The following is a 21,539-nucleotide window of genomic DNA, read 5'->3' as shown; positions in this document are numbered from 1 at the left end:
CTATTTTAACGTCGAAAGAGCATGTTGCCGAAAGCGCGATGCCTGGCGATCGGCACGCGGTCGGCCGACCGAACGCAACGAGAGACGACTGAGCGGCAGCTGTACCCAGCGGTAGAACGCAGCGCCCGCCACCACGCTTGCCGTCCACGCCAGCAACATACCGGCCGCCTGCAACAACGGCTGGGGGGAGACAAAGCGCGTGAAGACCGCATTTACAATCAGGCATACAGGGAAATGAACGAGAAATATCGCGTAGGAGATCCGGCCCAAGGCGCGAATCCATGCGAATTGTTGGCCGGAACCCAAAAACCCGCGTCGGCTGGCCAACACCAGCGCGCATGCAATGACTAAAGCGACAGCGATCCGGCTGCGAAAATCGAATACCAACGCGCCCAGCGTTGGCAACAATATAGCCGCAAGCAGTAGCACCACCACAGCCCGCTGGCGTGCCGGGTCGCGCGCCCACCATGCAATGACGCCTAAGCCGTAGCTGCCAAAGAAGTACGGAGCCCAGGCGTCCCAGGCCGGATCCCGATTAAAGTACAGCAGCGATGCGCCGACGCCGCCGATGACCAGCACCGGCGTTAGCCACGGCACCGGACGGCGGGCCGCGAGCTTGCCGGACAGCCATAGCAACAGCGTCAATAACGCATACAACTGAAAGTCGACGGCGACGTACCAGGCTCCAGCCGACACCGATTCATAGCCCAGCACGGTATGCAGCAATAGCGCATGCGCTGCCAATTGGGGCAGCGTCGGCGGCGCGGAAATGGAGTAATGCGTCATCCATAACCCGGCCAAGGCGGAAGCGCCGACCGCCAACCCGGTCGCCACCATGAACGGCGGCACCAGCCGCACATAGCGCCGCCATACCGTGCGCAGCGGATCAACGACGCCTGGCGCTCCCTGCGGGCACAGCGACTTGGCCGCCAAAAAGCCGCTGATTACCAGAAAAACCTGCACTGCAATGCGCGCGTAGGCATCCAGCCAACCGATGAGGCCTGGCGCAATGGGCCGGACGTAGTCAGCCATCGGCCCGTAGAACGCCAAATGGTGCAGCACAATTAATTGCGCTGCAATAACCTTCAGGAAGTCGATAAAGCCGAATTCAAAACTGCGGCCGCGATCCAGGGTATTCGACGACCCGAGCAAGGACGGGAAAACGCTCATTGTTACTTTGACATTTCCAATTCGGACGGGCGCTTATGATACTGCTTTCATCGGCACTGTCCAGTGGAATTGACTTTACCAGTTATCATCCTGACAAACAGTTGACAGCTGCGCCACACCACAATTTTTGGCACAATACACAGCTTTCCTCACCGAATATTGCTCCCTGCCCAACCATGAACCCCGAACAGTTACAGCTTTTAGTCAGCCGCGAAATGCCTTACGGAAAGTACAAAGGCCACCTGATCGCCGATTTGCCAGGGCATTACCTTGGCTGGTTTGCGCGTGAAGGTTTTCCGTCAGGCGAACTTGGCGGCCTGCTAGCCCTGATGTACGAACTGGACCACAACGCCCTGCGGCATCTGCTCGATCCTCTGCGAAAGCGCTGATCATCGTCGATACAGCACGCGCCGACATCACACCATGGCAGCCTGCCGATTCGCTTCGATTTTTTTACGGAACTCCCGGCGCACGATCGCATTGCTGAATCGTTGACGCTGCTCTTCGGTCACCGGACTCAGCGGAGACACCGGAATCGGCTTACGGTTTTCGTCGACAGCTACCATCGTGAAGTAACAGCTATTGGCATGCCGAACCAGCCGCTTCTGGATGTTTTCGGTCACGACTTTAATACCGATTTCCATGGACGTGGTGCCGGTGTAATTAACCGAAGCCAGGAAAGTCACAAGTTCGCCGACATGAATCGGCTCGCGGAATACAACCTGATCGACCGACAGCGTTACCACGTAGGTGCCCGAGTAACGACTGGCACAAGCGTAGGCCACGCTATCGAGGTATTTGAGTACGGTGCCGCCGTGCACATTGCCGGCAAAATTTGCCATGTCGGGGGTCATCAGCACGGTCATCGTCAGTTCGTGTGAAGCAGATGCGATCATAAATACCTTACCTTTACTTGCGTTGCTGGGCTGGACCGCAGCGGCGATCACAGATTTGGTTTTTGCATATTATGCAGCAGAGCCGATCCGAAGCAACTGGAAAAATAATGCCATACGCGAATATCCGGCCGCCGCGTTGCGCACACAAAACATCGGTTTGCGCATTCAGGCGGCAGCGCTGCATTTTTATTTACAGAAAATTAACCCCATCCTCAGAATTTCAGCGGCTTCACGTATCCGGTCAGTTCCAGATAGCCGCGCCCGGCCCGCTTTCCTGCGCGGCTGACGGTCACTGCGCCCTCCCAATAGACCGATCCGGTCGACTCCCGCGAATCGAGTTCCTGATCGTCCTGCAACGGGCTAAGCAGCCATTCGAAGGCACCGGTCCGCAGCGTCGATTGCACCGGATACGCGGCGTCCGTGCGCGGCGAACGCCAGCTGCGTTGCGGCAAAAAACTTACCTGATCCGGTCCGAACTGGGTGGTTTTCCCATGCGCGTCACGCAACGCGGCATGCGCCCAGATTTTGGTACCGCTGCGGCTGCGAATCTGGAATGCCATCAAGGCCGCGCCATCGTCCAGGTTGGCGCCTAGCCAGTCCCAGCCGGCCGCATCGGCATCCAGCACGCTGGTCGACCATTCGTGATCAAGCCATGCGGTGCCGCTGACGGCTTCCTCGCGACCCGCGCGCATGACCTTGCCGCTGACTTGCAATTGCGGTTCGCTGTAGTAGTAACTGGCTTGTTCCGGCCGCGGTCCCTTGCGCGAATAGCCATGTTCGCCCTGCAGCAGCGGCAGTTGCGTCGGTGTCAACGCAACATTCAGCGTGAAATCATTGGCGACGACGCTGACCTGGTAACGACCGTCAGGGCCGCGCACCAGCCGCCAGTTATCCAGAGCCACATCGGTATTGCCTTGCCTGGCGTAAGCGAGGCCGAAACCGGCACGAGCGCTTTTCTGATCGTGCAGCAGCTTACCCAGGCTGGGATCGGATAGCGCCGCATGGGCGATGATCAACTGGGTCGCTGCAAAGGCGCTTGGATTAGCGCGGTCATGCTCGGTGGCGGAGCGAAAAAAGGTAATCTGGAAGCCAAGCGGCTTGCCGTCGGAGGTATTCAGCCAGCCCGTGGCGTACCACCATTCGGTGCGGAAATCCGGATGCGCGCCGCTATCCTGCGCTAGCGTGACCGCCCGCTCCGGCGTCACCTGGGCGAACCGGGGCGGGGCCGCGCTTACCATTATCGACGTTGACAACGCCAGCAGCAGCGCGCTCAACCGCCGGCGCCAGAATCCGTGTCGCATCACCAATCCTCCCGCACTGCGCGTACCGCATCGATCGCCACCGCCCGCAGCCCCGAGACGACGGCCGTGACGCTGGCGGAAATCAGCAACAGCAGCGCTGCCAGCGCCAGGCCGCGCCACGGCATATGCAACTGCATGGTCCAGTGAAACGACTGCGGATTGACGATGAATACCAGGATCAGGCTGATAGCCCAGCCCAGCAGGAATCCGACCGCAATCCCGGCCGCGGTCAGCAAACTCCCCTCGACCGCCAGCAGCGCCAGGATCTGCCCTCGCGTGACGCCGACATGGCGCAACATGCCGAATTCCTGTGCACGCGCCAGCGTCTGTGCCGAAAATGTTGCCGCCACGCCGAACAGGCCGATCACGATGGCGACCACTTCGAGTAAATAGGTAACGGCAAAACTTCTATCGAAAATCTTCAGGCTCAGTGCACGGATGTCGCCTGGCTCGGAAAACTCCAGCGCCCGGCCGAACGGCAGCGCACGCATGGCGGCAATTACCGCGGCTGGGCTTACAGCATGCTGCAAGATAAGCGCCGCATCGGTGGCCTCGGTATCGCCGCTCAGGCGACGATAGTCGCCCAGGCGCAACTGGATCGCGCCGGTTTGCCGCGCATAATCGCGCCAGACACCCGCCACCACGAAAGACTGGGCATGTGCGCCGACCGGCAACTGCACACGCTGACCAAGCCGGTAGCCGTAGAGATCGAGCATCGCTTCAGAAACCCAGATCGGCAGCGCATCCTGTGCAAACGCTGCCGGCAAGATAACCTTACCGACCATCGGCAAGGTGCGCCCGGGGTCTGACGCATCGATGTCGCGCGCAATCAGCGTCACCGGCGGGCGGGTCGGGTCGAGCGTCAAGCTAGAAGTATGCAAGAAATTGGCGCGCTCAACGCCCGGCACCGCCGCCAGCAAGACTTGTTCGGCACGCCGCATGGCCCCGGTTTCGCCGCTGCCAGCCGAGCGCACGTACAAGTCGGCTGACAGCAATTGTGTCAGCCAGTCGTCGACCGAGACCCGAAAACTCGCCACCATGATCGCCATCGCCACGATCAGGCTGAAGCTCGACAACACCCCGCCCAGCGCGATGGAGGCTTGCCCCGGCACATTGGCTAGCCGCGCCAGCGCCAGCGTCGCGATGACACCCCGGCGACGTCCCGCACAGAGTTTCTGGGCGAGCGGAAACACCAGCGCCGACAGGCGCGGCATCAGCGCAATCCCGCCAATGAGCAGGAATGCCACCGCCAGATAACCGAAGATCGGAAGATCGAAAAGTGGCGGCATCTGCGTCAGGAGTCCGCCGGCGAGCAGGCACAGCAACGCCGGCCACGGTGTCGCCAGCCGCGCTAACGCACCTTCTTCGCTACCGGATTTGAGTGCCGCAGCGGGCCGCGCACGCGATGCTTCGAGCGCCGGCGCCAGACTGCCGAGCAGTGCAATACCGCTGCCCAACAGCAGAAAGATCAGCGCCGCGGGAGCGTCGAACTGCACGCTCGGCTGCACGCCGCGAAAATACCCGCCCCCCAGATCGCCGCCAAAGAAATGCAATGCCGTGGCCGCCATCGCGTAGCCCAGGGCCAGCCCGAGCAACGAGCCCAGTCCACCCAGCAAACCGCCTTCGAGCAGAATCTGGCGCAACAGCTGACCACGTGTCAGGCCCAGCACGCGTAACAGGGCGAACTGCGAGCGCCGCCGAATCACCGCTAGCGCCTGGGTGGAGAACACCAGGAATGCGCCGGTGAAGAGCGCCACCAGCGCCAGCACGTTCAGATTGATCCGGTAAGCGCGCGACATATTATTGGTACGATCTTCCTGGTCCTGACTTTCCGACACCAGCAACTGGCCGCCCGTCTGTGCTTGCAGCGTGCGGCGAAAGGCTTCCCGGTTGACACCCGGTTCCAGCTTCAGATCGAGCGCAGACAGTTTGCCCAGACGGGCGAAACGCCACTGCGCGGTGCCAATGTCCATGACCGCAATGCGTTGCCCGGCCCTGGCGCGCACCAGGCCACCGGCGACCCGCAAATCGACCAGGCCAGTGCCGCTACGCAAAGCAAGCCGATCGCCGGGATGCACTTTGAGCCATTCCTGCGCTGCCGGCGACAGGAATATTGCATCGTCGGCCAAGGTGTCGAACGGGTGTTCCGCATCCGGCACGCCGATCAGGTCGGGCGCGATGCGGGCCGCGCGAAAGACATCGGTGCCGAGTACTTTCAAGGCACTGCGCTGACCCGGCACAGTGACATCCAGTTCCAATACCGGACTCGCCAGCGCCACGCCCTTCCGGCGCGCCAGTTGCGGATACCAGGCATCATCGAACAGCGGCTGCACACCGCGCACTTGCAGGTCGGATTGTCCGGACAGGCTCTTCGCCGCAGCCGAAAATTCGTTGAAGGCAGCGCCGTTGATCAAGTCGACTGCGTAGCCCAGAGAGACCCCGAGCGCGATGGCGACAAGCGCCACCAGCGAGCGTATCGGATAGGCGCGCCACTCGGCAAACAGCAGCCAGCGCGACAGCAAACGGATGGGGTTGAAACCCGGATGCAAAGGCCCGATAGCAGCTGCGGTCACGGCGGCCTGCGTCATCGCCGGCTCATGCGCTGAGCGCCAGCGGATGCAGGCCGGCTGCGCTCAGCTCCAGGATCCGGTCCGCGCTGGCAGCGGCTGCCGGCGAATGCGTGACGATGATGGCGGAAGCGCCATTGGCTTTGATTTCATTGCGCAGCAGGGTTAGCACTTCATGCGCGGTTTCAGGGTCCAGATTGCCGGTTGGCTCATCCGCCAGAATCAGTTTAGGGCGATGCACCAGTGCCCGTGCGATGGCGACACGCTGCATTTCACCGCCCGACAGTTGCCGTGGAAAGTCGTCGCCTCGACCCGCCAGGCCGACTGCCGCCAGCATCTCTAACGCGCGCTCCGGCCCGACCCCGTTGAGCAGCAGCGGCAACGCCACGTTCTGTTGCAGCGTCAGGTGCGGCAGCACGTGAAAAGCCTGGAAGATGAAGCCGAGTTTTTGTCGGCGCAAGCGCGTGGCGGCATCGTCATCCAGGCTGGAGATTGCCACGCCGTCGATCAGCACCGTCCCGGCATCGGCAGTGTCCAGTCCGGCGACCAGGTTCAGCAGCGTCGACTTACCGACCCCGGAGTCGCCCATCACCGCGACATATTCCCCGGCTCCAAGTGTGAAGTCGAGTTGGGCCAGCACAACCCGGCCGTGACCATAAGACTTGCGCAGGCCGCGACATTCCAGCGCCGGAACGGCTGCATCAGGCATGGTTATCGCCATCCCCGCCAGCGCGATTCATCGTCGGACTCTGGCATCGGCTCTTCAACCGCTCGACCGTTTCACGTGCAGAGGTTCCCAAAACTATTTCCTTGAAAAGTGGAAGTGAATGAGAGTAGACCTTATCCTGTGTCTTTGCGTCAAGATATGCGGCGTCTTTCGATGTGATGGAAGGCATCGTGCATTCCCGGACCGGATGCAGATCGCGGCCTTTGCATTTTTAACCGAGCAAGTGAATCAGCCTGCTTTACGGAATGTCAGATTGATGCGATGGGCGCCCGCCAGCGCGTGAAACCCATCCTTCAGCGGCAGCACGCCGTGGTAATGCAGTCTGGCCGGCCCGCCCCACACCACTACGTCGCCATGCGTCAGTTGCACACGCATGGGCTTGTCTTCCCGCCGTGCGCCGCCGAACAGAAAGATCGCCGGAATGCCGAGCGAAACCGAAACGATGGGCGCACCAAGATCACGTTCGTTCTTGTCCTGGTGCAGCGACAGCCGTGCGCCGGGCACATAGCGGTTAATCAGGCAGGCATCCGGCTCGAACCCTGCAAAACCGGCGCTCGCCGCCGCATCTTGCGCCAGTTTCTGGAACGCGTCCGGGAGGCCGGGCCATGGCGCACCGCTGTCCGGATCCAGCTTGTCGTAGCGGTAACCGCTGCGATCCGTCACCCAGCCATAAGTGCCGCAGTTGGTCATCGCCACCGACATCCGAAAGCCGCCGGGTGTCACCATATGGCGAAATGGCGCTGTGCCGGTGATCTCGCGCAGCGCCGCGAAAATGGCGATTTCGTCCGGCAACGCGAAGCGGCGCAACACCACCGCGCCGGGACACAATTCCTCGCGCCAGGTCCGGCCCTGCTCGGCATCGTCGAATAAATTCAATGTCATTTACTTGTTCTCACGTTGCATCATGAAAAATGATCCCGGAACTGAAGTTTATCAACGGTGACAGGTCACCGCACGCCGGCCCCTGCTTTCAAATCCGGCGACCCGCGTCTTGCAGTCCTTTTCAAACCGTAGCATTCTGGTATTTGTGGCGGATTCCCGCGCTGAAGGACTGCAAAGTGCTGCACAGGGCCGTCATGCGACACACCCGGCCCTCGGATCATCTCGCAACAACTTGGGAGAATGACATGAACGATCAATACCATCTGCAACGCTTCGTGGATGCCCAGCAGCCGGTCTTCGAACGCGTATGCGCCGAACTACGCGCTGGTGACAAACGCACGCACTGGATGTGGTTCATTTTTCCTCAGATCAAGGGATTGGGCCATAGCGATCTGGCAAGAAGGTTCGCCATTTCGTCTGTTGCCGAAGCCGGCGCCTATCTGGAACACCCGATTCTTGGGAGCCGGCTGCGAGAGTGCTGCCGCCTGGTAGCCGCGGTGGACGGACGCACAATCGACGAGATTTTTGGCTATCCGGATGACATGAAGTTTCGTTCCTCGATGACCTTGTTCGCGCAAACCGCCTCCGACAATCAAGTCTTCAACGATTGCCTCCAGAAGTATTTCAACGGAGAACCTGACCCATTGACGCTGTCGCAACTAGATTCGCCGGATGCCGGTTGACAGCCAATAATGGGCAGGCGAGGAATTGTATTAATCGCAAATTGGGGCGACCTCACCGATCTTCACGACTTCCTGCGCGTAAGCAGTGCCTGCAAATACGACCGCAATCGCGCCAGCCAGCGGCATCATTTTCATTTTGAATTGCATAACATCCTCCTAAGGATTAAAAAATTAGCGTGGTGTAAATTTAACGCCGCGCCAGATGGATACCCGCCAGCATGCAACGGACCGACCCGCCGGCCATCTCAATCGTCGGAACGGACAAAGGAAGGATGCGTGCCGAGCGTTCAATGATGCCAATCTGATCCGGGTTCAGGCTCGCTTTTGCACGGGCTGACATGGCGAGTATCCGTCCGGTTTCGGCGGAGAGTTCAATCGCATTTCCGGCAAATTCGTTAATCTGCCGTTCGTCCAGGGCGATCACCTCGCGCCCCGTTGCCTGCAAGCGCGTCAGGATTTCACTGCGCCGCAGCGGGTCTGTGATCATGTCCAGCCCAATCAGCGCGAACTCGGTGCCGATACACATCAGCACGTTGGTGTGATAGATCGGACAACCGGCAGAATCCACCGAGGAGAACGCCATCGGTTCAAAATTGAAGTGGGTACAGAATCGTTCCAGTGCCACCGCATTGGCGCGGTTGGAGCGTGCGGTGTAGGCAACCCGATCAAGGTGATCCAGCACCATGGCGCCGGTACCTTCCAGGAACAGGCCATCGTATTCGAGGCCGGAATAGTCGATCACATCCTGCACGCGATAGTGTGCTTTGAGCATGTCGATCACGTCGCTGCGACGTTCCCGACGGCGATTAGGGGAATACATCGGATAAATCGCGACATGCCCCCCGGAGTGGGTGGAGAACCAGTTGTTTGGAAATACCGAGTCAGGGGTTTCCTGGTCGCCAAAATCGTCAAAAACATGTACCGTGACGCCTGCGGCTTCCAGTGCCGCCGCCGCCGCAGTGACTTCGTCGCGGGCAATTTCAGCAATCTCTTGTGCCGATGCGCCGGTATCCTTGCGCTGAAAAGCATTGTCATCGGCGGTCTCCGGATTGGGATGGAAGTGATGCGGCCTGATCATCACCACTGCGCCTGGCGCTTGAATCGATTTACTCTTCATGTTAAGTCTCGTTGTCTCATTGGTCCGATCTCGCTTGGGTTGACCAGCGCAGCGCTTATTCCGGGCAACGCACAGGCGTTGCCCGGCTTGAATGCGCCACTTATTGCACAGTCGACCCCAGCGCAGACCTGGCAAATCCGGCCTTACCCGACAACGTCGGTGCTGCGCCGGCAACAAACTGGAACAAGTCTTTGGGATTGGCCGGATCCGGAATGAGACTGATCTGCGCACCGATATCCTGCGCTTGCGCCAGATCGTAGAGGTAGCGTAAGGCCGAGAAATCCTCAATCGCAAAACCGACTGAATCAAATACGGTCACTTGCTCCTTGCTTTCCCTGCCGCTTACCTGACCGCTGAGCACGCGCCACATTTCGGTCACCGGGAAATCGGCGGGCAGCTGCTGAATGTCGCCCTCGATGCGTGTTTGCGGCTCGAATTCCACAAACACCCGGGCCGCTCTCAGAATATCGGCGTGGAGTTCGGTCTTGCCCGGGCAGTCGCCACCGACGCCATTGATGTGCATGCCGGCTTCGATCATGTCAGGGGTCAGGATGGTGGCGTAGTTCTTATCCGCCGTGACGGTGGTGACGATGTCGGCGCCGCGCACTGCCTCTTGCACCGATTTCGCTTGCACGATAGTCAATCCTTCGACCTGCGCCATGTTGCGGACGAATTTATCGGTTGCAGCAGGGTCGATATCAAATACGCGAATCTCCTTGATACCGACAATCGATTTAAATGCCAGGGCCTGGAACTCGCTTTGTGCGCCGTTGCCGATCAGCGCCATGACCGTTGATTCCGGCCTTGCCAGGACGCTGGCCATGAGCGCCGAGGTGGCCGCTGTGCGCAGCGCCGTACTGATGGTGAATTCGCTGAAGAGCAAGGGGAAGCCGGTCTCGACTTCCGCCAGTACGCCAAAGGCCATCACGGTCAACATATTCTGGGCGGTATTTTTGGGGTGGCCGTTGACATACTTGAAGCCGTACAGCGTACGGTCGGCCGTCGGCATTAATTCAATCACCCCACCCGGAACATGATTGGCCACGCGCGGGGATTTCTCGAACTCTTCCCAACGCAAATAATCGGCACGAATATATTCGGCCAAATCGGTCATGAAAGATTCCGCGCCAACAGAACTCACCATCTGCTGAATGTCAGCAACATCGATAAATCGGGTCATTTCGGTTCTCCAGTTTTGTTATTCAATACAAAAATCGTTGCTTCCTGAGCGTGCGCGCTGCGGCGACCAGGTATTCACAGGTCAAGCCAACAACTTCTTTCGATCCGCTCAGAAGTGGCAGTACACATATTCTGGGCCCTGAGCAAGTCAATAAATAGCCGAAGAAAAGGTCAGATTTGTCGAGGAATATGACAAAATGTTAGTCCCAACTGCCACTTTGCTTAAATCATGGACGACACAGACCGCCAATTACTGGCTTTGTTACGCGACAATGCCCGCATTTCGGTGATTGCACTTGCCAAGAAACTGCATGTCTCCCGGGGCACCGTGCAAAACAGAATTGCCAAGCTGGAAAATGGTGGGATTATTGTGGGTTATACGGTGCGACTCAAGCCGGAGGCCGAGTTACACCGCATACGTGCCTGGATGAATATCGCTGTCGAGGGAAATAATGCGGTGGGTGTCTTGCAAGCCTTGCGCGGCGAACCTAACGTTCATACCTTGCATACCACTAACGGTCGCTGGGATGTGATAGCGGAAATACGTGCCGATCATCTGGAAGCTTTCAATACCGTGCTTGGCCGTATCCGTTCGATTCCAGGCATAGCAAATTCGGAAACCAGCATCTTGTTATCCACGCACAAGATATAAGCACCGGTGCCGCCCGAACGCCCGCGGGGGTTCCGTTCCAGGCTGGGCGCATCTCGGGCGCGTTGCCTGGGTTTTAACGCTTCGGTCCCTTCATGCTCTCCAATTCCATCGCGGCATGCCACTCCTCACTGGCCTCAATCGGATCCATGGCCTCGTCGATGAAAGTCGCCGCGCGTTCTGCCGCCGCTTGCGTTTCGTCAGCACTGACGCCCAGTCCGTCGTCGTCGTCGCTTGGCGGCTCCAGCATGTCTTTAAGCATGGCCGTCAACTCCGGTGTATCCCACGGCTTGCCTTGCTGCTTTTTCTTTTTTATGTAGTGTCTGACTTCTGCGTCTTGTTCCGCAGTCAGAGGAAGTCCGCGGAAGCTGCTTTTAGGGTCAATATCAGGCATGGTTTTCCTCCCAGGTTCGTCTCGCTCTGAGTGTAGCGCTATTGCGGTCATGATGGCTCACCTCCATATCAAGTCATCGACCTTCGTACGATCCGCCCATGCTCATCAACTCGTCCGGCACTCCGGCGTAGCGGACGTTAGCATCGGCACGGCTACCTGAAGGCCGCCGGTACAGCGGGTCCGTCGAAACCCATCACAGTGCTCAGGCAGCGCGTCGTCTACCAGGAAGGCGTCGCGCACGCTTTGTCGAGCCCCAGAAACATACACGGTGTCCAGATGCGTCGTCGTGCGGCTGGGGTTGGGAAAGTTGAGCGCCATAGCGTCATCCTAGTCCTATTTGGTCACGGACGGGAGTAATCACCGCACAGAAAATTGGCGGTCGTCATCTTGGGAGACAGTCGCTATGCAGCCTTGACAAGCACCAGCCGAATTGCGATTATTGCCCCATGCTATTTTCTACCGTACATCCGACATGCCAATATTGGCGGCTCCGCCAAACCGGAGCGGCGACTTTGTTGTGATGTGATTTTCGATCAATGCCGCCATCGTTGGGCGGCATTTTTATTCATGCATTCCGACGAGGGCGACTCAAAGGAATCAACATGAAGCAACCGGCAGTACCACATAATCCCCCGACGATCCTGACCGGCGATCGCCCTACAGGTCCGCTGCATCTTGGCCATTTGGTCGGTAGCCTGCGCAATCGTGTGGCCTATCAACGCGATTACCGGCAATTTATCATGTTGGCCGATGCCCAGGCGCTGACTGACTATATGGATGACCCGGACCGGGTACATCGAAATGTCGTCGAAGTGGCACTGGACTACCTCGCAGTTGGTATCGACCCGCAGTTGTCGACGCTGTTAATCCAGTCGCAGATACCGGAACTGGCCGAGTTGACTTTCTATTATCTAAACCTGGTGACGGTGGCGCGACTGGAGCGGAATCCAACCGTCAAGGAAGAAATTCGTTTGCGCCGCTTCGGACGCGATATTCCGGCGGGATTCCTGACCTATCCGGCCAGCCAGGCAGCCGATATCACCGCATTCAAGGCGTCGCTGGTGCCGGTTGGTGAGGACCAGATTCCCATGATCGAACAAACCAATGAAATCGTGCGCCGACTCAACCGTATTGCCGGGCGCGAGGTGCTGGTCGAAGCAACGGCGCTGGTACCTGAACTCGGTCGGCTGCCGGGCATCGACGGCAAGGCGAAAATGAGCAAGTCCCTCAACAATACGATTAACCTGAGCGCAACACCGGACGAAATTCGTGCCGCAGTCAAAAAAATCTATACAGACCCGTTGCATCTGCGCGTGCAGGATCCCGGGCATTTGGAAGGCAATGTCGCCTTTACCTATCTGGATACGTTCGACCCGGATCAGGATGGGCTGGCGGTACTGAAGGCACATTACGTGCGCGGCGGGCTGGCCGATAGCGTGGTCAAGATGCGCCTGGAAGCCTGCTTGCAGGAACTGCTGGCGCCGATCCGGATACGTCGGCAGGAACTGAGTCAGGACCGCGGCTATATCCTGCAGTTGTTGAAAGATGGTACCGCCAAGTCGCGCGAAGTAGTGGCACAGACCACCGATGAGGTGAAGGCGGTATTGGGCTTACGCTATTTCTGATGCCTATCCTCAAGCACTAAACCTGTGAAAAGGTAATCATGTTGAAGCAGATAGAAGCAGGAGTTTTAAACGTCGCCTATGAGGACAGTGGCGCCGTTGATGCTATCCCGGTGCTGCTTTTGCACGGTTTCCCTTACGACATTCACGCTTATGACGAAGTCACCCATCTTTTGGTGACGGCGGGTTGCCGGGTTTTTACGCCGTATTTACGCGGCTATGGTGCGACGTGTTTTCTGTCGCCGGACACACCTCGCTCCGGTCAGCAAGCCGCGTTAGCCCAGGATTTGTTAAGTTTCATGGATGCGCTGGCAATTCCGAGGGCAGTACTGGCCGGCTACGACTGGGGTGGTCGCGCAGCCTGCATAGTCGCTGCGTTGTGGCCCGAACGGGTCTCCGGCCTGGTGTCCGGTGGTGGTTACAACATTCAGGATATCCCGGGATCGATCAAGCCGCTGGCACCGGAGAACGAATTTCGTTACTGGTATCAATATTACTTCCACGGCGCACGCGGCCGCGCTGGCCTCGCACAAAATCGCCACGAATTGTGCAAGTTATTGTGGACTCTGTGGTCTCCCAATTGGCAGTTTGATCATGCGACGTATCAGCGGACGGCTGCGGCTTTCGACAACCCCGATTTCGTCGACGTGGTGATCCATTCGTATCGCCATCGTTTCGGCCTCGTTCCAGGCGACCCTGCGCTTGAAAATATTGAGCGGCGGCTGGCTGAACAACCGCCAATTTCAGTACCAACCGTGGCGCTGGACGGCGCTGCCGATGGCGTCAGCCCGATCGGCGCCGACGAACACCTCGACCACCTTTTTAGCGGCCCCTATCAACGCGAGGTGATCCCGGTAGTCGGCCACAATCTCCCGCAGGAAGCCCCGCACGACTTTGCCGCAGCGATATTTTCAGTATTGCGGCATTGATTGTATTGCATCGACCGTGACTAACATATCAGAAAACTTGAAACCGCTGGCGAAATCAAGTCCTGCTTGAACCCTGGTCGCCGACAGCAAACACCTTGTCCAGCGCGCTGTATCCCATGCCAGGCGATTTGTGCACGCGTAGTTGCACCGGAATTCTTTCCTTTAACGCTTCGACGTGACTGATGATCCCGATCATTTTGCCGGAGGCATTCAGGCTGTCGAGTGCGTCCAGCGCCACTTCCAGTGTCTCCCCATCCAGCGTGCCGAAGCCCTCATCCAGAAACAGTGAATCGATTGAGGTCTTGTGGCTAACCAGATCCGACAGGGCCAACGCCAACGCCAGGCTGACCAGAAAGCTCTCGCCCCCGGAAAGCGTTTTGCAGTCGCGGGCGACATCGCCTTGCCAGGTGTCGACGACTTCCAGTTCGAGTTCGCCGCTGGATTTGCGCCGAAGTTGATAACGCACATGCAAACGCGAAAGTTGCCGGTTGGCGAGATACACCAAATGTTCAAGCGTCAGTCCTTGCGCAAACTTGCGATATTTGGAGCCGTCGGCGGATCCGATCAGGCTGTTGAGATGCTGCCAAAGATCGTACTCCCCTTCTCGCGCCGAAATTTCACTGAACAATGCTTGCTGATTCTGACGGCGCGCAGCATCTCCCTGCAACTGCGCCCGTATTTCGCCCTGGCGCTGACTCAGCGTTTTGATCTGACCGTTCAGTGTCTGCAGTTGCTCATCCAGCTGTGCGCGACTCAACTCTGTCAGGGGCGTGGACTGTAACTCGGCAAGCGCCAGTTCAGCCGCGGTTTTCAGCGCCTGCGCTTCTGTCAGGGCTTTCTCCAAACCCGCTTTGCGCTGCTGCAAGACGGCGCGTTGTTCCTCGCTCAGCAATGCCGACCTGAATCCTGACTCGTCAGCAAAAGGACTAGCCGCCAGGGCTAGCAGCCAGAATTGTTTTCTTGTATCGTGGTTACATCGTTCTTCGGCAAGGCGCTGGCTGAGTGTTTTTTGCGTTCCTTGCAATTCGTTGCCGCGTTGCTGTGCGGCGTGCAGTTGCGGCACTTCCTGTTGCAGCGCGGCAGCCGCGTCGCTGGATGGACTCGGCGCTGCATGTTCGTCTGGTTCGGCCAACGCCAACCAGCGTTGCTGCCATTGGTCGGCAACCTCCTGAGCCGCTTTCAGCAGCTGTTCAAGCTCGCTCTGCTGGATTGCCAATTGCTGGCGTTGAGCCTGCGCCTGCTGCCAGACTTGCCACTCCTGCTCGCGCTCCCTGAGCCAGACGACGCTATCCGTTGGCAAGGCGTAACCCATTTCCGCCAGGGCTGCGGCAAGTTCGATTTCACGCTTGCCTTGCAGTGCGCTCAGTTGCTCCAAATGCAAGCTGGCCTCGGCCTGCTGATGTTGTCCGGTTTGCTGGCGCTGTTTCAGTAGTGCAAGCTGCTGCGCGACGGCGGCGTTGTTTTTCTCGAGCGCCAGACGCGCCGCTCGCGCCGCTTCCAGCGCTACCTTGACCTGATCCAGTTCCACCAGCCGCTCCTGCACCGCCTCGAATTGCACGCTGTGTTGCTGTTGATAGCTGGCCAATGCCTGACCATCGGCAAGATTGATACCCAGTTGCTGACAAAGTTGCTGCCAGCGCGCAGTCTGCTGAATTTGCTCGCGTTGCCAACTACTCAATTGCTGCTGATGTTGCTGAATTTGCGTCGTCAACACAGTGACCGCATCGCGCAACGCTTCGCCTTTTACTTTCAGCGCCACCTCTTCCACTCTTTTTTCAGTCAGTGCTTTTTGCGTATCCGAGACATCCAGCGCCTGATAAGCGGCAATCGCCGGATGCTCGCTGGCGCCGCACAGCGGACAGGCCTCGCCGGGTTGCAAGTTGACACGATAGCTCTCCAGCGACTGAATCCGCTGTTCCTGCTCCAGCAATTTTTCCTTATCGAGAATCTGCTGTTTCAGGTCCGCATACTGAGCGCGCAAGGTCACCAGCAGCGCCTCCTTCTCAACGTGTTGTCGACTTGTTTCAACCAGGGTGGTATTCAGTTGCGTGATCTGTGCACCTAGTTGCTGGCTGGCCTGGTGATTCTGTTGCAGTTGCGTCAGGCTGTTTTGCTGATGGTTAAGCTGCTGCCATTGCTGACGTAATGCCGGCTCGGTCTTGCCTGCCAACAATGCTGTCAAGCGTGTTTGCTGCAGCGTTTCACCTTTCAGCGCCACATCGACTTTTTCCTGCTCGCTGATTAGTGCAGCGCTTTGCGTGCCGAGCTGCGCAGCTAATGCCTGTGCGCCTTGCTGCTCTTGTTGCTGTTTGGCTGCCAGCGCGGCAATCTCGCTACCGAGTTGCTGACGTGTTTCGAACTGATTGCGCCAGCTACCCAGTTGTTCGCCTAACTTGCCGCGTTGTGGTTGTGCGGCCAGCCCGGCGTCAAGTTGACGACGTTGCTCGCCGAGTTTATCGCGCTGAGTGCATCTCGCCTCAAAGATCTGCCGGCTGAACTGACTGGCCCGCCATACACTCTGACTTACCTGCTGTATTGCTTGCTGATGTTCGGCTCTGACTTGCGTCAGCAGTTGCTCGGTTTGCCCGACAGCTTGCTGGGCATCCTGCAGGGAGGCATGCGCTGGCTGCAGTTTTGCCGCCGGCTCTGCTGCCGCCAGCTGCGCCAATTCCGGGTTGGCAGCTTCCAGCGCCTGCAGCGATTGTCGCTGATTATGCTCGGCCGCTTGTTGCAGAACAATTGCCTTGCCGAGATCATCGCGCCATTGACGTTGCGCCAATGCAGTGCTTTGCTGAGCATTCAACATCGCCTCTTGTGCGCTCAATGCGACCGCTTCAAGATCCAGATTCGTGCGTTGTTCGATGCTCAGCAATTCAACGCCATCCGCCCTGGCGCGCAGTTGATCGAGTGCGGTTTTGACGTCGCGGGTCTGTTCGTAGACGCGCTGTGAAATCAGGCCGTAGATATCGGTTCCGGTCAGTTCTTCCAGCAACTCGGCACGCTGATTCGCGTTCGCTTCCAGAAATGCCGCAAAGCCGCCTTGCGCCAACAGCATCGACTTGGTGAAGCGTTCGAAATCAAGGCCGGTCAGGGTCTCGGTCTGGCGCAGCTTGTCGTTAATTTTGTCGGTCAGAATACTGCCATCGCCCCTGGCCAGTTCGACCTTGGGTGCCTGCAGTGCGCCATCGGCTTTGTCGCGCGCGCGCCGCTGGCTCCAGAATGCCCGGTAACGTTGGCCTTTAACTTCAAACTCGACTTCGGCCAGACAGTCTGAAGTGTGGCGCGTCATCAATTCATTGCCAGCGGCTGATAGCGTACTCATGCGTGGCGTGCGGTGATACAGCGCCAGGCAAATCGCATCCAGCAACGTGCTCTTGCCGGCGCCTGTCGGGCCGGTGATCGCGAACAGCCCGCTATCCTTGAACGGTGCCGACGTGAAATCGATTTTCCATTCGCCTTTGAGCGAATTCAGGTTTTTCAGGCGCAAGGTAAGTATCTTCATGCCTTGGCCTCTTCGACGTCCCTAATCACCTTGCGGTATAGCGACTGCAAACGATTTTGCAGAGCGTCATCCAACTCTTCTGCCGCCAGGCGCTGTATGAATACTTCGTCGGCACTGAGTTCGTCCAGTGTCTCTTTGGCCTTGCTCTGCAACACCTGCTGTGCCGTGCTGCGCTCACGCTTTATCCGCAGCACCTCGACTGGCAGACCATCCGTCAGCGCATGGATGCGCGCTTGCAAATCGCTCAAATAATCGTCGGTACTGACTATCACCTCTAACCAGACCGGCGCATCTGGCTGCCCTTCTTTGGCTGCAGCTTCAATCTTGGATTGCAGTTCGGCCAGCGTTCCCCGCACCGACAGCAAGGCTTGAAAGCGCGGCACCAACAGCGGCGCGATGCTCGGTGGATTGATACCGTCCAGCTCAACCAGCAACACTTCCTTGATCTGTTTGGCCTCATCGAAACTCAGCGGAATCGGCGAGCCGGAATAGCGAATATGCTCCAGCCCACCGACTTTTTGCGGTCGATGAATATGTCCCAGCGCGATGTACGCCGCCGGCGGAAAAGCACTGGTCGGGAAAGCTTCCAGCGAGCCGACATAGATTTCCCGCACCGAGTCGCTGGCGCTGGCACCGACAGTAGTCAGATGGCCAGTCGCGATGATCGGCAACGGCTTGCTACCCGACGCACCCAGTTCGTCGCGCTTTTTTTCGGCCAGGCTATATAAGCGCTGATAGTGCAGGTGTATCGCCTCCTGCAAAGAGAGTTGCTTCTCCTGCGCACTCTGCCCCGCCCGGCTTTGCATGACATCGCGCGGGCGGATGAACGGGATCCCACACAGGATGGCACCGGGCTGGCCGTCCCGTGTGTGCAGTATTAGCAACTGATCGGCCAGATCTTCACTGAGCGCAGGAATCACGCGCGTATTTAGACAAGCCAGCAGTGACTTCGCCTCCGCCAGCATTGCCACCGAATCATGGTTGCCGCCCAGCACCACCAATTCGGCACCGCTATCGCGCAGCGCAACGATGAAGCTGTTGTATAGCTCACGCGCATAACTCGGCGGCGCGCCGGTATCGAAAATATCTCCGGCGACAATCAATGCATCGACCGCGTGAATCTGAATCTGCTCAATGAGCCAGGCGAAAAATGCATGGTGTTCTGCCTGACGCGACTTACCCATGAAATACTGGCCCAGATGCCAATCCGAGCTGTGAAGAATCCGCATTAATACTCCGTAGATGAAGGAAATGCTCAAAACGGCTATTGTATTTCCTTGCTTGCAGCTGAATCGAAGAAGTTTCCAGCAATTAAGGTCGTGCTTGATACGAGATTTGAAAAGAATTTTCGCCTCACCCCTGCCATTTCACCACTCATCCTGGCCATACCGACGTTACTCATCGGTTCATCACTGTGGACGGATGCAGCGCCAGCGATGGTGGACCGCTGCAAGCAGCCCGTCATTAGTAAGCCCCCGGCGATCCCATCTTGAAGTGACGTGCTAGCTTCTGCGAGGATCGTGTCCACCAACAATTTAAGTGGACACGTGTACGCCATGGAAGAGCATATCGATGTTTCACCGGCCAGGCGCCGGCAACATAGCCCAGAGTTCAAGGCGGAGGTCGTCAAAGCCTGCAGTCAACCAGGTATTTCAGTCGCAGCAGTCGCACTGCGCTATCGATTGAATGCCAATCTCTTGCGACGTTGGGTCGCTGCGCAGGCGCAACGAGATGGTATCGCCCAGGCGCGACAAGCGATGACGGCTGCGGTTCCCGAATTCGTACCACTGCAACTGCCCCCGGCGCCGTCCGCCGCAGCCATGCAGGAGATCGTGATCGAAGTCCGGCGTGGCGCTGCGACGGTCACGGTCCGCTGGCCGACTTCGGCGGCTGCCGACTGCGCAACCTGGCTACAAGGCTGGTTGCGGTGATCCGCATCGACACCATCTGGCTGGCAACCGAGCCGCTGGACATGCGGGCCGGCACCGATACGGTGCTGGCGCGGGTGGTCAAGGTGTTCGGTGCGGCCCGGCCGCACCATGCCTATTTGTTTGCCAACCGCAGTTCGACGCGCATGAAGGTACTCGTCTATGACGGCTTCGGCATCTGGCTCGCCGCGCGTCGATTGAACAAGGGGCGGTTCGTCTGGACCAATGGGCAGACGGCCATCGCCGTGCCGCTCAACGCCGAGCAGCTTCATGCGCTCGTCATCGGGCTGCCGTGGAAGACGCTGGCTGACGACCATGAAATTGCGGTGGTGTAGCACTTTCTGCACAAAGACGTAAACTGTTTCGATTCCCTGGTGCGCCCGGTTCTGGCAAACTTGGGTGCATGACCTCCATCGCAGACCTCGACACCCTCAGCCCGGAACAGCTTCGCCTACTGGCTGCCGAGCTGATCGTCACGGTCGGCCGGCGCGATTCTGAATTGCTTTACCGTCAAACGCGCATCGACTTGCTCACGCAGGAACTTGCCATGCTCAAGCGCTTTCGCTATGGCAAGCGTAGTGAGCAACTCAGTGTCGGACAGGCCAGCCTGCTCGAGGAAAGCGTCGACGCGGATCTGACCGCGCTGGAAATCGAACTCGACGCGCTGCAATCGCCGGCATCCGAGCGCAAGCCACGCGAGCAGCCGAAACGCGCACCCTTGCCGGCGCACCTGCCCCGCACCGACATTCACCATGAACCCGATGACCTCACCTGCGCGTGCGGCTGCCAACGGGTTCGCATCGGCGAAGACATCAGCGAGAAGCTCGACTACACGCCAGGCGTGTTCACGGTCGAACGCCATATTCGTGGCAAGTGGGTCTGCAAGCCCTGTGAAACACTGATTCAGGCACCCGTTCCCGCGCATGTGATCGACAAGGGCATTCCCACCGCAGCGCTGCTTGCATGGATTCTGGTGTCAAAGTACGCCGACCACTTGCCTCTGTACCGGCTCGAGCGGATCTTTGCCAGGGCCGGATTCGCCATTCCCCAATCGACACTTGGCGCATGGGTTGGCGTATGCGGCGTGCGCTTGCAGCCCATCGTCGAAACGCTGCGTGAAGAACTCTTGCAGCAAGCGGTCTTGCATGCCGACGAGACGCCGGTGCAAATGCTCAGTCCGGGCAAGGGCAAGACCCATCGTGCCTACCTGTGGGCCTATACCGCAACGCAATTCACCGATTTACGTGCCGTTGTGTATGACTTTGCAGAAAGTCGCGCCGGCGAGCATGCCCGCAACTTCCTCGGTGAGTGGCAGGGCAAGCTGGTTTGCGACGATTACGGTGGCTATAAAGCCGGATTCCAGCAGGGTATTACCGAAATCGGTTGCGCCGCCCACGCGCGCCGGAAGTTCTTCGACCTGCACGCCACCAACAAGAGCCAGATTGCCGAGCAAGCCTTGAAGTTCTTCGGCACGCTGTACGACATCGAGCGTGACATTGCCGACATCAACCCGTACGACCGGCGCGCGGTTCGCCAGGAACGCGCCAAACCGGTGGCCGACGCGTTGCACAGATGGATGATTGGCCAGCGCGAACGGGTGCCGGAAGGTTCTGCCATCATGAAGGCACTCGATTACAGCCTTAAGCGATGGGCGGCGCTCACGCGTTACCTGGATGACGGATCTGTTCCCATTGACAATAATTGGGTCGAGAATCAAATCCGGCCGTGGGCCATTGGTCGTTCGAACTGGTTGTTCGCGGGCTCATTGCGGGCGGGCCAGCGCGCGGCGGCCATCATGAGTCTGATCCGGTCAGCGCAGCTCAACGGTCACGATCCGTATGCCTATCTCAAGGATGTCATCACGCGGCTGCCGACGCAACGAGCGAGCGACATCGGCGAATTGCTGCCGCACCGTTGGAAGCCGGCGGTCCCGATCTAGCCTTAACGGCTTTGTCGTCAAGATGGGATCGCCGGGGGCTTACCGTCATTAGAG

At 58.6% G+C, this 21,539-nt stretch carries 20 protein-coding genes; 9 read left to right on the top strand and 11 right to left on the bottom strand.

Features of this window, described 5'->3' with window-relative positions; genetic code table 11:
- Positions 1-1,170, bottom strand: a complete 1,170-nt coding sequence (locus tag AC3CHX_RS09755) for an acyltransferase family protein (protein WP_488643818.1) — start codon at positions 1,168-1,170, stop codon at positions 1-3.
- Positions 1,171-1,346: 176 nt separating this feature from the next.
- Between AC3CHX_RS09755 and AC3CHX_RS09750 the strand changes: the two genes are divergently transcribed.
- Positions 1,347-1,559 carry a DUF3820 family protein gene (locus AC3CHX_RS09750; RefSeq protein WP_488644785.1) on the top strand — a complete coding sequence of 71 codons (213 nt, stop codon included), beginning with the start codon at positions 1,347-1,349 and terminating at the stop codon, positions 1,557-1,559.
- A gap of 27 nt (positions 1,560-1,586) precedes the next feature.
- Here AC3CHX_RS09750 and AC3CHX_RS09745 read toward each other — a convergent pair whose 3' ends face one another.
- Positions 1,587-2,066, bottom strand: coding sequence for an acyl-CoA thioesterase (locus AC3CHX_RS09745; protein WP_488643817.1), 480 nt, complete (start codon positions 2,064-2,066; stop codon positions 1,587-1,589).
- Here AC3CHX_RS09745 and AC3CHX_RS09740 point away from each other — a divergent pair.
- On the top strand, positions 2,011-2,352 hold the full coding sequence (locus tag AC3CHX_RS09740) for a hypothetical protein (protein WP_488644977.1): 342 nt from the start codon (positions 2,011-2,013) through the stop codon (positions 2,350-2,352). The two genes, AC3CHX_RS09745 and AC3CHX_RS09740, sit on opposite strands and share 56 nt — an antisense overlap.
- On the opposite strand, the gene AC3CHX_RS09735 is transcribed toward AC3CHX_RS09740, so the two are convergent.
- The 4 genes from AC3CHX_RS09735 to alkB all read right to left on the bottom strand — a co-directional run bounded on the left by AC3CHX_RS09735 (position 2,279) and on the right by alkB (position 7,543).
- Positions 2,279-3,367, bottom strand: coding sequence for a lipocalin-like domain-containing protein (locus tag AC3CHX_RS09735; protein ID WP_488643816.1), 1,089 nt, complete (start codon positions 3,365-3,367; stop codon positions 2,279-2,281). The two genes, AC3CHX_RS09740 and AC3CHX_RS09735, sit on opposite strands and share 74 nt — an antisense overlap.
- A complete protein-coding gene (locus AC3CHX_RS09730) occupies positions 3,367-5,955 on the bottom strand; it encodes an FtsX-like permease family protein (protein ID WP_488643815.1) in 2,589 nt (862 codons plus the stop codon). The genes AC3CHX_RS09735 and AC3CHX_RS09730 overlap by 1 nt, the downstream gene beginning before the upstream one ends.
- Before the next feature lie 7 nt (positions 5,956-5,962).
- Positions 5,963-6,643, bottom strand: a complete 681-nt coding sequence (locus tag AC3CHX_RS09725; protein WP_488643814.1) for an ABC transporter ATP-binding protein — start codon at positions 6,641-6,643, stop codon at positions 5,963-5,965.
- A 246-nt stretch (positions 6,644-6,889) separates the two neighbouring features.
- Entirely contained in the window at positions 6,890-7,543 is a 654-nt protein-coding gene (gene alkB, locus AC3CHX_RS09720) for a DNA oxidative demethylase AlkB (protein WP_488643813.1), read from the bottom strand.
- 245 nt (positions 7,544-7,788) lie between these two features.
- Here alkB and AC3CHX_RS09715 point away from each other — a divergent pair, with 245 nt between their 5' ends.
- Entirely contained in the window at positions 7,789-8,226 is a 438-nt protein-coding gene (locus tag AC3CHX_RS09715) for a DUF1810 domain-containing protein (RefSeq protein ID WP_488643812.1), read from the top strand.
- Between the two features lie 187 nt (positions 8,227-8,413).
- Here AC3CHX_RS09715 and ctlX read toward each other — a convergent pair whose 3' ends face one another.
- Together ctlX and ocd are read right to left on the bottom strand one after the other, a co-directional pair.
- Positions 8,414-9,343, bottom strand: a complete 930-nt coding sequence (ctlX, locus tag AC3CHX_RS09710) for a citrulline utilization hydrolase CtlX (protein WP_488643811.1) — start codon at positions 9,341-9,343, stop codon at positions 8,414-8,416.
- A 100-nt stretch (positions 9,344-9,443) separates the two neighbouring features.
- A complete protein-coding gene (gene ocd, locus AC3CHX_RS09705; RefSeq protein ID WP_488643810.1) occupies positions 9,444-10,523 on the bottom strand; it encodes an ornithine cyclodeaminase in 1,080 nt (359 codons plus the stop codon).
- Positions 10,524-10,751: 228 nt separating this feature from the next.
- Between ocd and AC3CHX_RS09700 the strand changes: the two genes are divergently transcribed.
- A complete protein-coding gene (locus AC3CHX_RS09700) occupies positions 10,752-11,174 on the top strand; it encodes an Lrp/AsnC family transcriptional regulator (RefSeq protein ID WP_488643809.1) in 423 nt (140 codons plus the stop codon).
- Between the two features lie 73 nt (positions 11,175-11,247).
- Here the strand turns inward: AC3CHX_RS09700 and AC3CHX_RS09695 are convergent, their stop codons facing one another.
- Positions 11,248-11,565 carry a hypothetical protein gene (locus AC3CHX_RS09695; protein WP_488643808.1) on the bottom strand — a complete coding sequence of 106 codons (318 nt, stop codon included), beginning with the start codon at positions 11,563-11,565 and terminating at the stop codon, positions 11,248-11,250.
- A gap of 602 nt (positions 11,566-12,167) precedes the next feature.
- On the opposite strand from AC3CHX_RS09695, the gene trpS reads away from it, so the two are divergent.
- On the top strand, positions 12,168-13,190 hold the full coding sequence (trpS, locus tag AC3CHX_RS09690) for a tryptophan--tRNA ligase (RefSeq protein WP_488643807.1): 1,023 nt from the start codon (positions 12,168-12,170) through the stop codon (positions 13,188-13,190).
- A 38-nt stretch (positions 13,191-13,228) separates the two neighbouring features.
- Positions 13,229-14,116 (top strand): alpha/beta fold hydrolase, encoded by an 888-nt coding sequence (locus AC3CHX_RS09685; protein ID WP_488643806.1) that lies wholly within the window; start codon positions 13,229-13,231, stop codon positions 14,114-14,116.
- Between the two features lie 55 nt (positions 14,117-14,171).
- Here AC3CHX_RS09685 and AC3CHX_RS09680 read toward each other — a convergent pair whose 3' ends face one another.
- Positions 14,172-17,618: an AAA family ATPase gene (locus tag AC3CHX_RS09680; protein WP_488643805.1), complete on the bottom strand. Its 3,447-nt coding sequence runs from the start codon at positions 17,616-17,618 to the stop codon at positions 14,172-14,174.
- Positions 17,615-18,847 (bottom strand): exonuclease subunit SbcD, encoded by a 1,233-nt coding sequence (gene sbcD / locus AC3CHX_RS09675; protein ID WP_488643804.1) that lies wholly within the window; start codon positions 18,845-18,847, stop codon positions 17,615-17,617. The genes AC3CHX_RS09680 and sbcD overlap by 4 nt, the downstream gene beginning before the upstream one ends.
- A 291-nt stretch (positions 18,848-19,138) precedes the next feature.
- Between sbcD and tnpA the strand changes: the two genes are divergently transcribed.
- The 3 genes from tnpA (at position 19,139) to tnpC (ending at position 21,485) form a co-directional block, all read left to right on the top strand.
- On the top strand, positions 19,139-19,549 hold the full coding sequence (gene tnpA, locus AC3CHX_RS09670; RefSeq protein ID WP_488629140.1) for an IS66-like element accessory protein TnpA: 411 nt from the start codon (positions 19,139-19,141) through the stop codon (positions 19,547-19,549).
- On the top strand, positions 19,546-19,881 hold the full coding sequence (tnpB, locus tag AC3CHX_RS09665) for an IS66 family insertion sequence element accessory protein TnpB (RefSeq protein ID WP_488629139.1): 336 nt from the start codon (positions 19,546-19,548) through the stop codon (positions 19,879-19,881). Before tnpA ends, tnpB begins: the two co-directional genes overlap by 4 nt.
- A gap of 68 nt (positions 19,882-19,949) precedes the next feature.
- Entirely contained in the window at positions 19,950-21,485 is a 1,536-nt protein-coding gene (gene tnpC / locus AC3CHX_RS09660) for an IS66 family transposase (protein WP_488629138.1), read from the top strand.
- Positions 21,486-21,539 lie beyond the last annotated feature (54 nt).

The sequence above is a fragment of the Glaciimonas sp. OK215 genome (assembly GCF_057787885.1).
This window is presented reverse-complemented; position numbering and strand designations above follow the sequence as displayed.

Coding starts and splice junctions, on each gene's coding strand:
- AC3CHX_RS09730 (WP_488643815.1), bottom strand. CDS start 5,955: ATGACGCAGGCCGCCGTGACCGCAGCTGCTATCGGGCCTTTGCATCCG.
- AC3CHX_RS09695 (WP_488643808.1), bottom strand. CDS start 11,565: ATGCCTGATATTGACCCTAAAAGCAGCTTCCGCGGACTTCCTCTGACT.
- AC3CHX_RS09735 (WP_488643816.1), bottom strand. CDS start 3,367: ATGCGACACGGATTCTGGCGCCGGCGGTTGAGCGCGCTGCTGCTGGCG.
- ctlX (WP_488643811.1), bottom strand. CDS start 9,343: ATGAAGAGTAAATCGATTCAAGCGCCAGGCGCAGTGGTGATGATCAGG.
- AC3CHX_RS09680 (WP_488643805.1), bottom strand. CDS start 17,618: ATGAAGATACTTACCTTGCGCCTGAAAAACCTGAATTCGCTCAAAGGC.
- AC3CHX_RS09745 (WP_488643817.1), bottom strand. CDS start 2,066: ATGATCGCATCTGCTTCACACGAACTGACGATGACCGTGCTGATGACC.
- AC3CHX_RS09725 (WP_488643814.1), bottom strand. CDS start 6,643: ATGCCTGATGCAGCCGTTCCGGCGCTGGAATGTCGCGGCCTGCGCAAG.
- AC3CHX_RS09700 (WP_488643809.1), top strand. CDS start 10,752: ATGGACGACACAGACCGCCAATTACTGGCTTTGTTACGCGACAATGCC.
- trpS (WP_488643807.1), top strand. CDS start 12,168: ATGAAGCAACCGGCAGTACCACATAATCCCCCGACGATCCTGACCGGC.
- AC3CHX_RS09740 (WP_488644977.1), top strand. CDS start 2,011: ATGTCGGGGGTCATCAGCACGGTCATCGTCAGTTCGTGTGAAGCAGAT.
- AC3CHX_RS09715 (WP_488643812.1), top strand. CDS start 7,789: ATGAACGATCAATACCATCTGCAACGCTTCGTGGATGCCCAGCAGCCG.
- AC3CHX_RS09685 (WP_488643806.1), top strand. CDS start 13,229: ATGTTGAAGCAGATAGAAGCAGGAGTTTTAAACGTCGCCTATGAGGAC.
- alkB (WP_488643813.1), bottom strand. CDS start 7,543: ATGACATTGAATTTATTCGACGATGCCGAGCAGGGCCGGACCTGGCGC.
- AC3CHX_RS09750 (WP_488644785.1), top strand. CDS start 1,347: ATGAACCCCGAACAGTTACAGCTTTTAGTCAGCCGCGAAATGCCTTAC.
- AC3CHX_RS09755 (WP_488643818.1), bottom strand. CDS start 1,170: ATGAGCGTTTTCCCGTCCTTGCTCGGGTCGTCGAATACCCTGGATCGC.
- tnpC (WP_488629138.1), top strand. CDS start 19,950: ATGACCTCCATCGCAGACCTCGACACCCTCAGCCCGGAACAGCTTCGC.
- ocd (WP_488643810.1), bottom strand. CDS start 10,523: ATGACCCGATTTATCGATGTTGCTGACATTCAGCAGATGGTGAGTTCT.
- sbcD (WP_488643804.1), bottom strand. CDS start 18,847: ATGCGGATTCTTCACAGCTCGGATTGGCATCTGGGCCAGTATTTCATG.